This is a genomic window from Exiguobacterium sp. s141, from assembly GCF_018618085.1.
Lineage (GTDB): Bacteria > Bacillota > Bacilli > Exiguobacteriales > Exiguobacteriaceae > Exiguobacterium > Exiguobacterium mexicanum_A.
On record NZ_JACSLJ010000005.1, the window covers coordinates 14,054 to 26,939 of the forward strand.

General features: G+C 54.9%; 13 protein-coding genes. 5 read left to right on the plus strand and 8 right to left on the minus strand.

Translation table 11 applies throughout. The features are described 5' to 3' along the window. Positions 1–47: 47 nt before the first annotated feature. From KNP74_RS11060 to KNP74_RS11080, 5 genes are all read right to left on the minus strand, one after another. Complete coding sequence (locus KNP74_RS11060) at positions 48–344, minus strand: spore coat protein (protein ID WP_214764294.1); 297 nt, start codon at positions 342–344, stop codon at positions 48–50. A 13-nt stretch (positions 345–357) separates the two neighbouring features. Next, positions 358–558: a spore coat protein gene (locus KNP74_RS11065; protein ID WP_214764295.1), complete on the minus strand. Its 201-nt coding sequence runs from the start codon at positions 556–558 to the stop codon at positions 358–360. Positions 559–572: 14 nt separating this feature from the next. Then, positions 573–959: a DUF2512 family protein gene (locus tag KNP74_RS11070; protein WP_214764296.1), complete on the minus strand. Its 387-nt coding sequence runs from the start codon at positions 957–959 to the stop codon at positions 573–575. Positions 960–1,173: 214 nt separating this feature from the next. Continuing rightward, positions 1,174–2,694 (minus strand): FAD-dependent oxidoreductase, encoded by a 1,521-nt coding sequence (locus KNP74_RS11075; RefSeq protein ID WP_214764297.1) that lies wholly within the window; start codon positions 2,692–2,694, stop codon positions 1,174–1,176. A 92-nt stretch (positions 2,695–2,786) separates the two neighbouring features. After that, on the minus strand, positions 2,787–3,182 hold the full coding sequence (locus KNP74_RS11080; RefSeq protein ID WP_214764298.1) for a hypothetical protein: 396 nt from the start codon (positions 3,180–3,182) through the stop codon (positions 2,787–2,789). A 201-nt stretch (positions 3,183–3,383) separates the two neighbouring features. Here KNP74_RS11080 and KNP74_RS11085 point away from each other — a divergent pair, with 201 nt between their 5' ends. Further along, positions 3,384–4,262, plus strand: a complete 879-nt coding sequence (locus tag KNP74_RS11085) for a manganese catalase (RefSeq protein WP_214764299.1) — start codon at positions 3,384–3,386, stop codon at positions 4,260–4,262. Positions 4,263–4,291: 29 nt separating this feature from the next. Here KNP74_RS11085 and KNP74_RS11090 read toward each other — a convergent pair whose 3' ends face one another. Continuing rightward, complete coding sequence (locus tag KNP74_RS11090; RefSeq protein WP_214710785.1) at positions 4,292–5,140, minus strand: MurR/RpiR family transcriptional regulator; 849 nt, start codon at positions 5,138–5,140, stop codon at positions 4,292–4,294. Positions 5,141–5,348: 208 nt separating this feature from the next. Between KNP74_RS11090 and KNP74_RS11095 the strand changes: the two genes are divergently transcribed. From KNP74_RS11095 to gntK, 4 genes are all read left to right on the plus strand, one after another. Next, positions 5,349–7,775, plus strand: coding sequence for a bifunctional diguanylate cyclase/phosphodiesterase (locus tag KNP74_RS11095; RefSeq protein ID WP_256441360.1), 2,427 nt, complete (start codon positions 5,349–5,351; stop codon positions 7,773–7,775). A gap of 138 nt (positions 7,776–7,913) precedes the next feature. Then, positions 7,914–8,798, plus strand: a complete 885-nt coding sequence (gene gnd / locus KNP74_RS11100) for a phosphogluconate dehydrogenase (NAD(+)-dependent, decarboxylating) (RefSeq protein WP_214764300.1) — start codon at positions 7,914–7,916, stop codon at positions 8,796–8,798. Between the two features lie 84 nt (positions 8,799–8,882). Continuing rightward, entirely contained in the window at positions 8,883–10,226 is a 1,344-nt protein-coding gene (locus KNP74_RS11105; protein WP_214764301.1) for a GntT/GntP/DsdX family permease, read from the plus strand. An 11-nt stretch (positions 10,227–10,237) separates the two neighbouring features. After that, positions 10,238–11,743, plus strand: a complete 1,506-nt coding sequence (gene gntK, locus KNP74_RS11110) for a gluconokinase (protein WP_214764302.1) — start codon at positions 10,238–10,240, stop codon at positions 11,741–11,743. A 36-nt stretch (positions 11,744–11,779) separates the two neighbouring features. On the opposite strand, the gene KNP74_RS11115 is transcribed toward gntK, so the two are convergent. Further along, the gene (locus KNP74_RS11115; RefSeq protein ID WP_214764303.1) at positions 11,780–12,199 is read right to left on the minus strand and encodes a hypothetical protein; all 420 of its coding nucleotides are present in this window, start codon (positions 12,197–12,199) and stop codon (positions 11,780–11,782) included. A 95-nt stretch (positions 12,200–12,294) separates the two neighbouring features. Next, positions 12,295–12,837, minus strand: a complete 543-nt coding sequence (locus KNP74_RS11120; protein ID WP_214764304.1) for a dihydrofolate reductase family protein — start codon at positions 12,835–12,837, stop codon at positions 12,295–12,297. Between the last annotated feature and the right edge of the window lie 49 nt (positions 12,838–12,886).

A 12,886-nucleotide genomic window follows, 5' to 3' on the forward strand; every position in this document is an offset into this window, starting at 1 on the left:
CGGGCCACCATGCCTGAAACGAAAAAGACCGACGTTTCCGTCGGCCATCACTTCTTGATCAATTTGCTCGCTTTGTCGACTTTTTCTTTGTCGTGCTTTAACTGCTTTTCGATATCGTACGCCATATACATATCGTTCTTGATCATATAGTCGGCGATCTCGGCATGGTCTTCGATCGCTTGGTTTAATTGTTTGATGAGCACTTTCCGGACCTCGGGTGACGCCGTCTCGGTCACGGCCACCGCATAAGCGCGGACGGCCGACTTCGCCGTGATGAGCAGATCGGTCGCGATTAATTCGTCCCGTTGTTTGCTGGCCCGTTTCAAGTTTTCCGTGATTCCCATCCGTCTCTCCTCCTTACGCCTTCTTCGGCAACAGTTGTTTCAGTTCACTGATCGCTTGCTCGGTGTTCTTCAAATGTTTGCGGGCGATCTTCTGCAACTTTTCGTCTTTGATGAGCGGTTCGCACACGTATCCTTTGACGAGCCCCGCTTGCTTCAGCGTCAACATCTCATGAATCTCTAACACTTCATGGATGGCGAGTTTGTTTTTAGCCATGTCCGTTCCTCCTTTTAGCGTGTCGAATGAGTATGCGCTTCTTCGCGCTTATGCTTGAGCAACCAACCGTGGAACACGAACTCGACGACCGCGGTCACTAACGCCGTGTACAGCGCAAGCAATACGAAACTCGTCTCGGTCCCGATATCGAAGTCGAGAATCCACAGGAAGAACCACGTCAAGAAGAAGACGAGGCCGAAATCGGCCGCTGTCGCAATCAAGTTACCGAATTTCCGTAATACGAACATGTCGCCCACCCCATAGGCGATCAGTCCGACCACTATCGAGATCCACGCGGCGTGGTACCATGGGACATCGAACCCGAGCGTCAAGACCGCGATGAACACGACGAGTAACGTCCCTAGTTTCAGACTCAGCGCTTTTCCATGATTCACTTGCATCGATGTTCCCCCTTTCCCCGTGATGGCGTTTGTACATGGACCCTCTTTCCGTTCCCATAACTATTCAAACGAAAAGTTTCACGGTCATTATCGGACGAACATGATGAGAGTCAAACCATCACAATGGAAAGGTGGACTGTTAAATGCTGGACCTCAAGTCGGCTTCGGTAATGACTTGATCTCATGATTTTCTAGAAATATTTACAAATTGATTTCATGCCTTGTCCGGAAGGGATTTGACGGCCGGTCCTTCAATGACTTCCCCGTTCGGTTTGAAACGCGAGCCGTGGCAAGGACAGTCCCACGACCGCTCGGCCTGGTTCCAGTTGACGGTACAGCCCATATGCGTACAGGCCGACCCGACCATCGAGACGTGTCCGTCGGGATCCCGGTAGGCAGCGACGTGTTCGCCATTATTTTTGACGATGGCACCTTCATCGAGACCGAGCTCATCCACTCGTTTGTCCGTCGGCTTCAGCTTGCCTTTGACGAGTTCCTTGGCCACGTCGGCATTCGTCTTAATGAACCGGGCCGCGTCCGCGAGCTTCCATTTCGAACGTGTCGGGTCATACAGCTCCTCATAGCGGTTCGGTTGATTCGTGACCAAGTCGGCAATGAGTCGGGCCGCCACGATGCCTTGGCTCATCCCCCATTTCGAGAAGCCGGTCGCGACAAACACATGCGGCGTATCGTTCGTCATCCGCCCGATGTATGGCACTTTGTCGAGCGTGATCAAATCTTGGGCCGACCAATGGTGGCTGAACGTCTCGGTACCGAAATGCCGTGTCCCGAAATCGCCGAGCTTCTGGTAACAGGCCAACGTCTCTTCCTTATGGCCCGTCAAATGGTTCTCGCCCCCGAACATGGCCATCTTCTTGCCATTGTCGAATTTGACGTGCCGAAGCGAACGGCTCGGCTTGTCGACGCTGATGAACATGCCTTCCGGGAACATGTCGACCTCGGCCGAGACGACGTATGAACGCTCGACTTCCATCTTCGCGAAATAGAGGCCTTTGAAGTCGTTGAACGGGAAGTGGGTCGCGACGACGACGTCATGTGCCTCGATCGTGTGGCCCGTGATTGTATCAAGTCGGTTCGGCGTCCCATATTCGATGCCGGTCACCCGGGTCATCTCATAGAATGTCCCACCGAGCTCGAGGAACCGGTCCATCAGCCCTTGTAAGTATTTGACCGGATGGAATTGGAGCTGGTCGCGCATGACGGTCGCCTTCTTGACGTCGTACGGCAACAGACCGTTCACTTCGTCCGTGGCGTCACCGCCGTCGATTCCGAGTTGTTCATACGCCTCTTCTTCTTTCTCGAGCAGTTTCGCCGAGCTCGACGAGGAGAGTGAATACATATAGGCGTGCTGGCGCTCGAGATCACAGTCGATGTTCAGTGTGTCGACTTGTTCCTCGAGGAAACGGAGCGCGTCCATGTTCGCCTCGTAATACAGTCGCGCCTTGTCTTCACCGAGCGATTTGACGAGCTCCGTATAAACGACGCCGTGCTGGGCCGACACTTTCGCCGTCGTGTAACCAGTCGTGCCCGTCGCGAAACGGGCCGCTTCGACTAGAACAACCTGCTTGCCTTGCTCAACCAACTGCAAGGCGGCGAGTACGCCGACGATGCCGGCCCCGACCACGACGACCTCGGTCCGTACGTCTTCATTGAGCGGTTTCAGCGTCTTCACCTCGACGTCGCGCCAATACGATTTCGGAAAATCTTGTAACATACGTGTCCCTCCTCCAAGAAAATCCAACGGTTTCGAATGCATGGATGAATTACCCTTCATTCGAGAACGAGAAACAAAAAAAGAGACCTGACTCAGGTCTCTTGGTCGCTCGGGATGACAATCTCATCGAACTGTTGGTCACGGCAAAGGGTGATGGCCTGCATCGCAAGCTGGTAGTCCACTTCCGGCAATGTGATCAGCTCGGTCGGGAGCACCCACTCCTTGTTGTTGTACAGATGGATGACGAGTTTGACGAGAATGAAATCCTGTTTCTCGAACGTGTTGTCGTCGATAATATTGGCCGTACTGATCTTGCCTTGCTCAAGATCCATATACGGCAACAATAGATTCCGCACCCGCTCATTCCCGGCGATCACGTAAAGGGCGGAGAAATACTCTTTCTTGACGTCTCCGGGATTAATGAGGCGCTGGGCCAACTGTTTGAACACGTCGTAGTGCTCGGTCGTCAAGAAGTTAAGGTTATTCATGTCTGTCGTTCCTCTCTGTGTAAGCGAAAATCAATCTGTTTATACTAATTCCACCCTTTTACACTTTATAATCCTCTGACAATGTTTATACCCCACCTGTATCTGCCAAATCTTTTCAAAATTTTAGGTTTTTATTTATTTTGATAGTGGAACTATATCTTTGTCGTTCATTCACCAGTTGTTCAAAAAAGGAGGAGTTCCATGTTTCGTCATCAGAAGGAATTGCAGTTCGAAGTGAAAGTCGATCGTCCCGACCCACAGCTCGCCCGTCAAATCCAAGAGGTGCTCGGCGGTCAGTTCGGGGAAATGACCGTCATGATGCAGTACTTGTTCCAAGGCTTCAATTGCCGCGGAGAAGAAAAGTATAAGGACATGCTCATGGACATCGGGACCGAGGAAATTGGCCACGTCGAGATGCTCTGTGCCCTCATCTCGCAACTGCTCGACGGGGCGTCACCGGACGACCAGGCCGAGGCGGCGAAAGACCCGGCGACGGCAGCCATCCTTGGCGGGATGAACCCCCAGCATTTGATTGTCAGCGGGCTCGGCGGACTGCCGACGAACTCGAATGGGGTGCCGTGGAACGGATCGTATATCGTCGCGAGCGGGAACTTGCTCGCCGACATGCGCTCGAACTTACACGCCGAGACGCAAGGCCGGCTCCAAGTCGCCCGTCTGTATCATATGACGAAAGACGAAGGCGTCCGGAAAGTGTTCCGCAAGATGCTCTCCCGTGACCGCTACCACCAGTACCAATGGATGGCGGCCATCGATGAGCTCGAAGAGAAGAACGGCGTCATCGTGCCAGCAAGTTTCCCAGCGAAAGACGAGAAAGAAGCAGAGAAACATGGCCTCGAGTTCTGGGACTTGTCGGAAGGCAATGAGTCGAGCCAAGGCAAATGGGCGACGGGCAGCGCGCCGGACGGTGCCGGCGATTTCGTCTATTTGAGCGACCCGGCCCCGCAAGGCCAGAAGCCGGTCATGGACATCCCGGACAAGACGCTGCATCACGATTTGGACGATCCGGGCAGTGTCGAGAAAATCGTCAAAAAAGTGACAGACCAAATCAAAGGCAAATAAGAAAAAGGCTGGCCCGAGGGTCAGCCTTTTCACATGCGCCGGAGCGAGATGGCTTCACGCATCTTCTGGAGCGATTCTCTCCCCTCTTCCCCGCGCCGCATCATGACGACGGTGAACAAGGCGTCGATCAGACTGAGCTCGGCGATTCGCGAGGCGAGCGCCTCAGAACGGAATTCTGTCTCTTGCGACACCGTATAGAGGGCGACGTCACACAGCTTCGACAGCGGTGACTTCGCATAGTTCGTGATGGCAATCGTCGGCACGCCGCGCTCGTTCAACACTTTCGCCACGTCGAGCGTATCTTTCGAGGCACCCGAGTGTGAGATGAGGACGGCGACGTCATCTTCCGTCAGCTGAGATGCCGACATGAGCTGCATGTGCGACTCGAGGTTCGCCGTGACGAACAGACCGCTCCGGACGAACTTATGATAGGCGTCGAGCGCGATGACGGCCGAGCCCCCGCTCCCGAAGAACTCGATGCGCTTCGCCGACAGCAGCAGGGCGACCGATTTGTCGAGCGAGGCTGCGTCCAAGATTTGCCGTGTCGCCTCGAGCGTCTTTACGTTCGAGGTGAAAATTTTCTCGGCGATCTCATGTGGCGTGTCTTCGTTCGAGATGTCTTCATGGATGTCTTGGAGCGGCGCGACGACGTCGGTGGCGAGCGCGATTTTCAGCGCCTGATAGCCTTTGAAGCCGACGCGCTGACAGAAACGGAACACGGTCGACTCGGCGACGTCGAGGTCGTCAGCGACTTGGTTGATCGTATGGTGGATGATGCGTTCGGGCTGTTTCAAGATATAGTCGGCGATGCGTTGCTCTTTCTTGCTCAGTGTCGTATAGGCGCCACGGATGCGGGCCAGGCCGTTCATCGATTCCATGTGTCTCACCCTTTTTCTTTTTACGATACCGTTTCGAAAAAAATTCCGCAATCAAAGACTGATCGTTCCTTCGGACAATGTGCCAAACCATTGACCCACCGTGGAAAAGATTCCCTTCACGTCAAGACAAATATGATACGCTAGGAAAGCTCATTTTTGAGAAACTGTCCGTTTTCGTCCATTTGTCCCGATATTATTAAAGAAAGGTTTGGTCCCCATCGAACACCATCTCCATAGTACATACAGTCTTCCCCTCGTCTTGTTATCCATCGCCGTCGCCGTCTTCTCGGCCTTTGTCTCTCTCGATATTAGCAGTCGGCTCAAGTATGCCGAACGGGTCTCACGCATCCGTTGGGTAAGCGCCGGTGCCCTCAGTCTCGGGCTCGGCATTTGGGCGATGCATTTCATCGGGATGTTGGCATTCCATTTGAATGCCGACGTCTCCTACCATATCGGCATCGTCATCGCCTCAATCATTCCAGCCATCGTCTCGTCCGGGTTCGCCTTCTATATCGTCAGCCTGCAGACGGCACGACCGCGCGACCTCGTCGTCAGCGCCGTCTTCATCAGCATCGGCATCGTGTCGATGCATTACGTCGGCATGGAAGCGATGCAGATGAACGCTGTATTGACGTACGACCCGGTCATGTGGCTGTTATCGGCCGTCGTCGCGTTCATTGCCTCGCTCGTCGGACTGTACCTCTTGTTCTCACTCCCGGACGTGTCACGGTTCCATTGGCGGAGACTCGTCTGCTCGCTCTTGATCGGGCTCGCCGTCTCGGGGATGCACTACATCGGCATGGGTGCGGCCGAATTTACGCCACTCGCGACACCACAACCCTTGACCGGCTTCTCAATGGACAGCACGCTCCTCGCCGTTTGGATTGGCGGCAGTGTCACGACGTTGTTCGTGCTCATGCTGATCTCGCTTCGCAATGAGAAGCAGCTCGAGCGTCAGTCCATCGAACTCGAAACGAAGTTCCAGTCCGTCATCGAGTCGGCGAATGATGCCATCATCGTCGCGGACGACAAACGCCGCATCGTGCAATGGAACCACGGGGCCGAGCGACTGTTCGGATATGCCGCAAGCGAGGTGCTCGGGGAATCGATCACGCTCATCATGCCCGAGCGCTTCAAAGTCGCACACGAACAAGGCATGAAACGCTATCGTCAGACCCGTGAGGCGAACGTCATCGGCCGCACGGTCGAGCTCGTCGGACTGCGTAAAGACGGCACCGAGTTCCCGTTCGAGATGTCACTCGGCACGTGGGAGACGGAGAAGGGTCTCTTCTTCAGCAGCATCATCCGCGATATCAGTGAACGGAAACAAATCGAGGAACAAATCAACGACCTCGTCTATTTGGACACGTTGACCGGCCTGCCGAATCGACGCCTGTTCAACGACCGGCTCGACGCCTTGCTTTCCCAAGGCAGCGAGTCGACATTCTCGTTGTTTTACATTGACCTCGACAACTTCAAGGTCATCAACGATCGATTCGGCCACTCATCAGGCGACGTCTTCTTGCGCCAAGTGACGGACCGGCTGTTGACGACGATCAATAAGAGCGACACGCTCGCCCGTCTCGGCGGGGACGAGTTCGTCATCCTGTCGCCGAACACCGGCAGCAACTTAGCCGCCCACCGCGCCCAACAGATTACGAACGCGTTGAACCAACCGTTCTTGCTCGAAAGTGAGGACGTGTTCACGAGCCTATCGATTGGCATCAGCCTCTATCCGTCCGACGGGCGGACGGCCGATGACTTGTTGAAGAACGCCGACATCGCCATGTATCGGGCGAAAGAGGACGGCAAGAACGGCTTCCAGTTCTTCACGAAAGACATGAACGAGTCTGTCGCGCGCAAGTCACAGCTCGCGATGGCGCTCCGGAAAGGCATCGGCCGCGGCGAGTTCTCGATTCATTATCAGCCGCAAGTGCACCTCGAGACCGAGGTGCTCATCGGTGTCGAGGCACTCGTGCGTTGGACACACCCCGAGCTCGGCATGATTTCCCCGGCCGAGTTCATCCCGATCGCCGAGGAGACCGGCAGCATTCATCGTCTCGGCGAGTACGTCTTGAACGAGGCTTGCCGGCAGAACAAGGCGTGGCAGGATGCGGGCGTCGAACCGTTTCGCGTCGCCGTCAACATCTCGGCGCTCCAGTTCGCGCAAAAAGATTTGCCGGACATTGTCAGCCAGGCGCTCGAGGCGAGCGGGCTCGCACCGGAATACCTCGAGCTCGAGTTGACCGAGACCGTCATCCAGAGCGCGCAAAGTGCCATCGAGACGATGGAGGAACTCGTCGCCCTTGGCGTCCACTTGTCGATTGACGACTTTGGCACCGGCTACTCGTCTCTCAGCTACTTGAAGCTGTTCCCGATCGACACGCTGAAAATCGACCAACACTTCACGAAAAACATCGAGACGGATTCGAAGGACGCCGCCCTCGTCAAGACGATCATCCGAATGGCGCACGAGCTCGGTCTGAACGTCATCGCCGAAGGTGTCGAGACGAAAGCACAAGTCGCCTTCCTCAAGGCCGAGGATTGCAACCAGGCGCAAGGCTACTATTACAACAAGCCGATGCCCGCCGAAGATCTTGATTCGTTCCTATATCCATATAAGAAAAGTGTCTGACCCTCGTCCCGCCTACTCGTTAGGTCGGGACGCCTTTTTTTGTTATTCGAAAAAAAATCCGTCATTCGACTTGTAAATCGAATTTAATTTGATATTATAGTGGAGAGATGGAAAAAAATTCGATTTAGAGGTGACGAAATGCAAATCGGTTTGATTGGATTAGGCAAGATGGGATACAACTTGGCGCTCAACTTGAGCGACCATGGCCACACCGTCGTCGGGACGGACGCCGGGAACGTCGAGGCGACATCAAAGTTTGAGATCGTGCCGACGCTTGAGGACGTCGTCAACTCGCTCGAGACGCCACGCGTCGTCTGGGCGATGGTACCGGCCGGTGACATCACCGAGGCCGTACTGGCAGAACTGCTTGAGAATCTCGAGCCGGGTGACATCGTCATCGATGGCGGCAACTCGAACTACAAACTGTCGGTCGCACGCGCCGAACAGTTCAGCGCCAAAGGCATCGCCTTTTTCGACTGCGGGACGAGCGGCGGCACGGAAGGCGCCCGTAACGGCGCCTGCACGATGGTCGGCGGTGACGCCGACGCCTGGCCGACGATCGAACCAATCTTCAAAGACCTCTCGGTCGAGAACGGCTACTTGTATACGGGACCGGCCGGCAGCGGCCACTTCCTGAAGATGATCCACAACGGCATCGAGTATGGCATGATGCAGGCGATCGCCGAAGGGTTCGACATCTTGGAGAAGAGCCCATTCGATTACGATTACGAGCAAGTCGCCCGCGTCTGGAACCACGGATCGGTCGTCCGCTCATGGCTCATGGAATTGACCGAGAACGCGTTCTCGAAAGACGCGAAACTCGACGACATCCGCGGCGTCATGCATTCCTCAGGGGAAGGAAAATGGACGGTCGAGACGGCGCTCGAGTTGCAGGCGGCGGCTCCGGTCATCGCCATGTCACTCATGATGCGCTACCGCTCGCTCGAGGACGACACGTTCTCAGGGAAAGTCGTCGCCGCGCTCCGTAACGAGTTCGGGGGCCACGCGGTCGTCAAGAAATAACCCGCAAGGAAAAGGTCAGGGGTGGCCTTTTCCTTTGTAAATATTTGTAAACGGTTACACGTAAAATAAAGGGGGAACTACATAATGTCTGGCTCTACGCTTATACTTATCGCAGTCGCAGGGATTTTCTTGCTCTTATTCTTGGTCATGCGGACGAAGCTTCACGCGTTCGTCTCACTTCTCCTCGTCAGTCTACTCGTCGGGATCGCGGCTGGCATGCCGCTCGGGGACGTCATCGCCTCGATTCAGAACGGGATGGGCGGTACGCTCGGCTTCGTCGCCGTCGTCGTCGGTCTCGGTGCTATGTTCGGGAAGATGTTAGAAGTATCGGGTGGCGCGGAACGCCTCGCCCAGACGCTCGTCAATAAGTTTGGAGAGGACAAGGCGCAATGGGCGCTCGCCCTCACCGGCTTTATCGTCGCCGTCCCGGTCTTCTTCGACGTCGGCTTTATCATTCTCGTTCCAATCGTTTACGGCCTCGCCAAAAAGACGGGCCGCTCGCTCCTCTACTACGGGATCCCGCTTCTTGCAGGTCTCGCTGTCACGCACAGTTTCATCCCGCCGACACCAGGTCCGATCGCCGTCGCCAACTTGATTGGGGCCGAGCTCGGCTGGGTCATCTTGTTCGGGGTCATCGCCGGGATTCCGGCCGCGATTTTAGCGGGTCCGGTTTTCGGAAAATATATCGCGAACAAGATTCAAGTCAACATTCCGGACTATATGGAATTCGAAGAGATCGACACGTCGAAAGAGCTGCCTAGCTTCAAGATGATCGTCTCGCTCATCTCGATCCCGCTCGTGTTGATCCTCGCGAACACGTTGTCTGCCGTCTTATTAGAAGAAGGCAACAGCATCCGCACGTTCTTCACGTTCATGGGTCACCCGTTCGTCGCCTTGACGCTCGCGACGTTGCTCACGTTCATCTTCCTCGGCACACGCCGCGGCTATACGCGTGACGAAGTGCAAGAGATTGCGACGAAAGCGCTCGAACCGGCCGGGATCATCATTCTCGTCACCGGTGCCGGTGGCGTGTTCAAACAAGTCTTGATCGACTCAGGTGTCGGTGATGTGCTCGGGGAAATGATGGCCGGGTCACCGCTGCCGGCGATCGTGCTCGCCTTCTTGATCGCGACCGTCGTCCGTGTCGCCCAAGGTTCGGCGACCGTCTCGATGGTCACGGCGGCAGGACTCATCACGCCGCTTCTCGAAATCCAAAATATCACCGGTGCGGCACTCGGCCTCATCGTCATCGCAATCGCTTCAGGGGCGACGGTGTTGTCTCACGTCAACGACTCAGGGTTCTGGCTCGTCAACCGCTACTTCGGTTTGGACGTGAAAGACACGCTCAAATCGTGGACCGTCATGGAAACGATTATCGGATTGACCGGTTTCGCGGTCGTCTTCTTGATCAGCTTGTTTATCATTTAAGTTAGGAAGTGATGTGTGTGTACACGATTGGCGTCGATATCGGGACGACGAGCACGAAAGCCGTCCTGTTCCATAACCAGCAACAACTCGCGGTACATAACGTGTTGTACCCGCTCCTCACCCCGGACACGGAGACGGCCGAGCAAGACCCGGTCGTCATCTACGGGGCCGTGCTCGAGGCAATCTCTGCCGTCCGCGCCAAAGCCGACGGTCCGATTCGCTTCGCCTCATTCAGCTCAGCGATGCATAGCCTGATCGCGCTCGATGCGTCGGGTCGCCCGCTCACCCACAGCATCACGTGGGCCGACAGCCGGGCCAACCCGTATACGCAAGAAATCAAACGCGACTTCGATGCGAGCGCGCTCCATATGCGTACCGGCACACCGGTCCATCCGATGGCGCCGCTGTCGAAACTGCGTTGGTTGAAAGCCGAGCACCCGGACGTGTTCAACCAGGCGGCCAAGTTCGTCTCGATTAAAGAGTACATCTTCTATCGCCTGACCGGTCGCTTCGTCATCGACCACTCGATCGCCTCGGCGACCGGGCTGTTCAACTTGAAGAACTCTGACTGGGATGCGGAGGCGCTCGACGTCGCCGGAGTAACGCCCGAGCAACTGTCCGAGCTCGTACCGACGACGGAGATTTTGACGCTTAAATCGGATGTTGTTGAGACACTCGGCTGGGATTTCCCGCTCGTCATCGGGGCGAGTGACGGGGTATTGTCGAACCTCGGGGTCGGGGCGTTCGAGCAAGGTGTCGTCGCCGTCACGATTGGAACGAGCGGTGCCATCCGCACGGTCGTCCGGGAACCGGTCGAGGACCCTAAAGGACGCATCTTCTGTTACGCCTTGACCGACAAGCATTGGGTCATCGGCGGGCCGGTCAATAACGGCGGCATCATCTTGCGCTGGCTCCGCGATGAGTTCGCGGCGAGCGAGGTCGAGACGGCGAAACGCCTCGGCATGGACGCGTATGACGTGTTGACGCGCATCGCCGAGACGGTCAAGCCGGGCTCGGACGGTCTGTTGTTCCACCCGTACTTGATGGGTGAACGGGCCCCGCTCTGGGACTCGAACGCACGCGGTTCGTTCTTCGGCTTGAGCATCCACCACAAGCGCGAGCACTTCATCCGCTCGGTGTTAGAAGGCGTCATCTTCAACTTGTATACGGTCATGCTGGCGCTCGACGAATTGACGGGCGCGCCGAACCGGATTCACGCGACGGGCGGGTTCGCCCAGTCAAGCCTGTGGCGCCAGATGATGGCCGACATTTTCGATACGCCGGTCGTCGTACCGGAGAGCCACGAGAGCTCGTGTCTCGGTGCTGTCATGCTTGGAGAGTATGCGTTCGGGGACATCGACGACTTCACGGCCGTGCCGCAAGTGACGCATGAGCATACGCCAAACCATGAAGCGACAACGATTTACCGGGAGTTGCTGCCGATTTATATCCGGCTCTCGCGTCATCTCGCGGAAGAGTATGAAGCGATTTCCGCGTTTCAAAGGAAGTATGTATAAGAAGAGGCCGAGTTCATCGTGAACTCGGCCTTTCGTTTACGCCCATTGGAGGCGCATAAATTTAGGATAAACATTCTCTAAACAATTCAACAATAGAATATAATGTTGAATTACTTTACCAGGATTAAAGTATCCATCATCAATGATATACGAGTAATTCACACTTACTTGCCCCTCATTTTCGATGAATCTTGCGAAACGGTAATCTTGGTTTAACGTGTTAAGAAGATACAACAAGTCCTCTTTTTTCATTGGATTCGTTATGTCTGCAAGCCCCCATACGTTAATATCAACAATCGTTTCGTCTGCATTGAATATGATACCAAATAGGACATTTCCTCCGCCTTTAATTGTTTCTTGCATACGGAATCCTGTATCTCCGTTCTCTAATTTCACTTCTTCCATAAAAACTTCTAACTCATTAATATGATTTCGAAAAGCTTCCACATTAGACATACGTACCCTCCTAATAAATGTATTCAGAATCTGTACAATGTATTTATTAGAGGTCGAGTATTTCTTTTCCTGTTTCTATTGTTTGAATTTTATTATTAATATTTACGCTCATCTAACACTTGTTTTTTGTACGTCACCATGACGAACTGTCCGGACGCGCGTTGGCTCGTCAGTCTCAACTTCGTCTCTTTCGTGCCTTCCGGGAAGAGCGGAATCCCTTCGCCTAATACGACCGGAGCGATGGCGATTTCATAGCTGTCGATCAAGTCGTGCTCCATCGCCGCCTTGATGACTTCGCCTCCCCCGACGAGCCAAATGTCCCCGTCGACGTCTTGCTTCAATCGTTCGACGAGCTGCTCGATTGGCTCATCGGTGAATGTGACGTGCTCTGCTTCCCGGTCCGGACTGCGTGTCAAAATATAGTTTGGGATATCCTTGTATGGATAGCCGTTCGGCTCAAGCACGAGCACTTCCTCATACGTCTTCCGCCCCATGATGACGGCACCGACCGTTTGGAAGAAATCGGCGTAGCCGTTGTCCCCTTCCCCATCGACCTCGAACAACCAGTCGAGTTGATCGTTCGTGCGGGCAATCTTTCCATCCAAACTTGTCGCGATATATAAGACGACGTTTGCCATGATGAATTCCTCCTTGATTCGTGATACTTTCAGCTTACTCGACAAACAC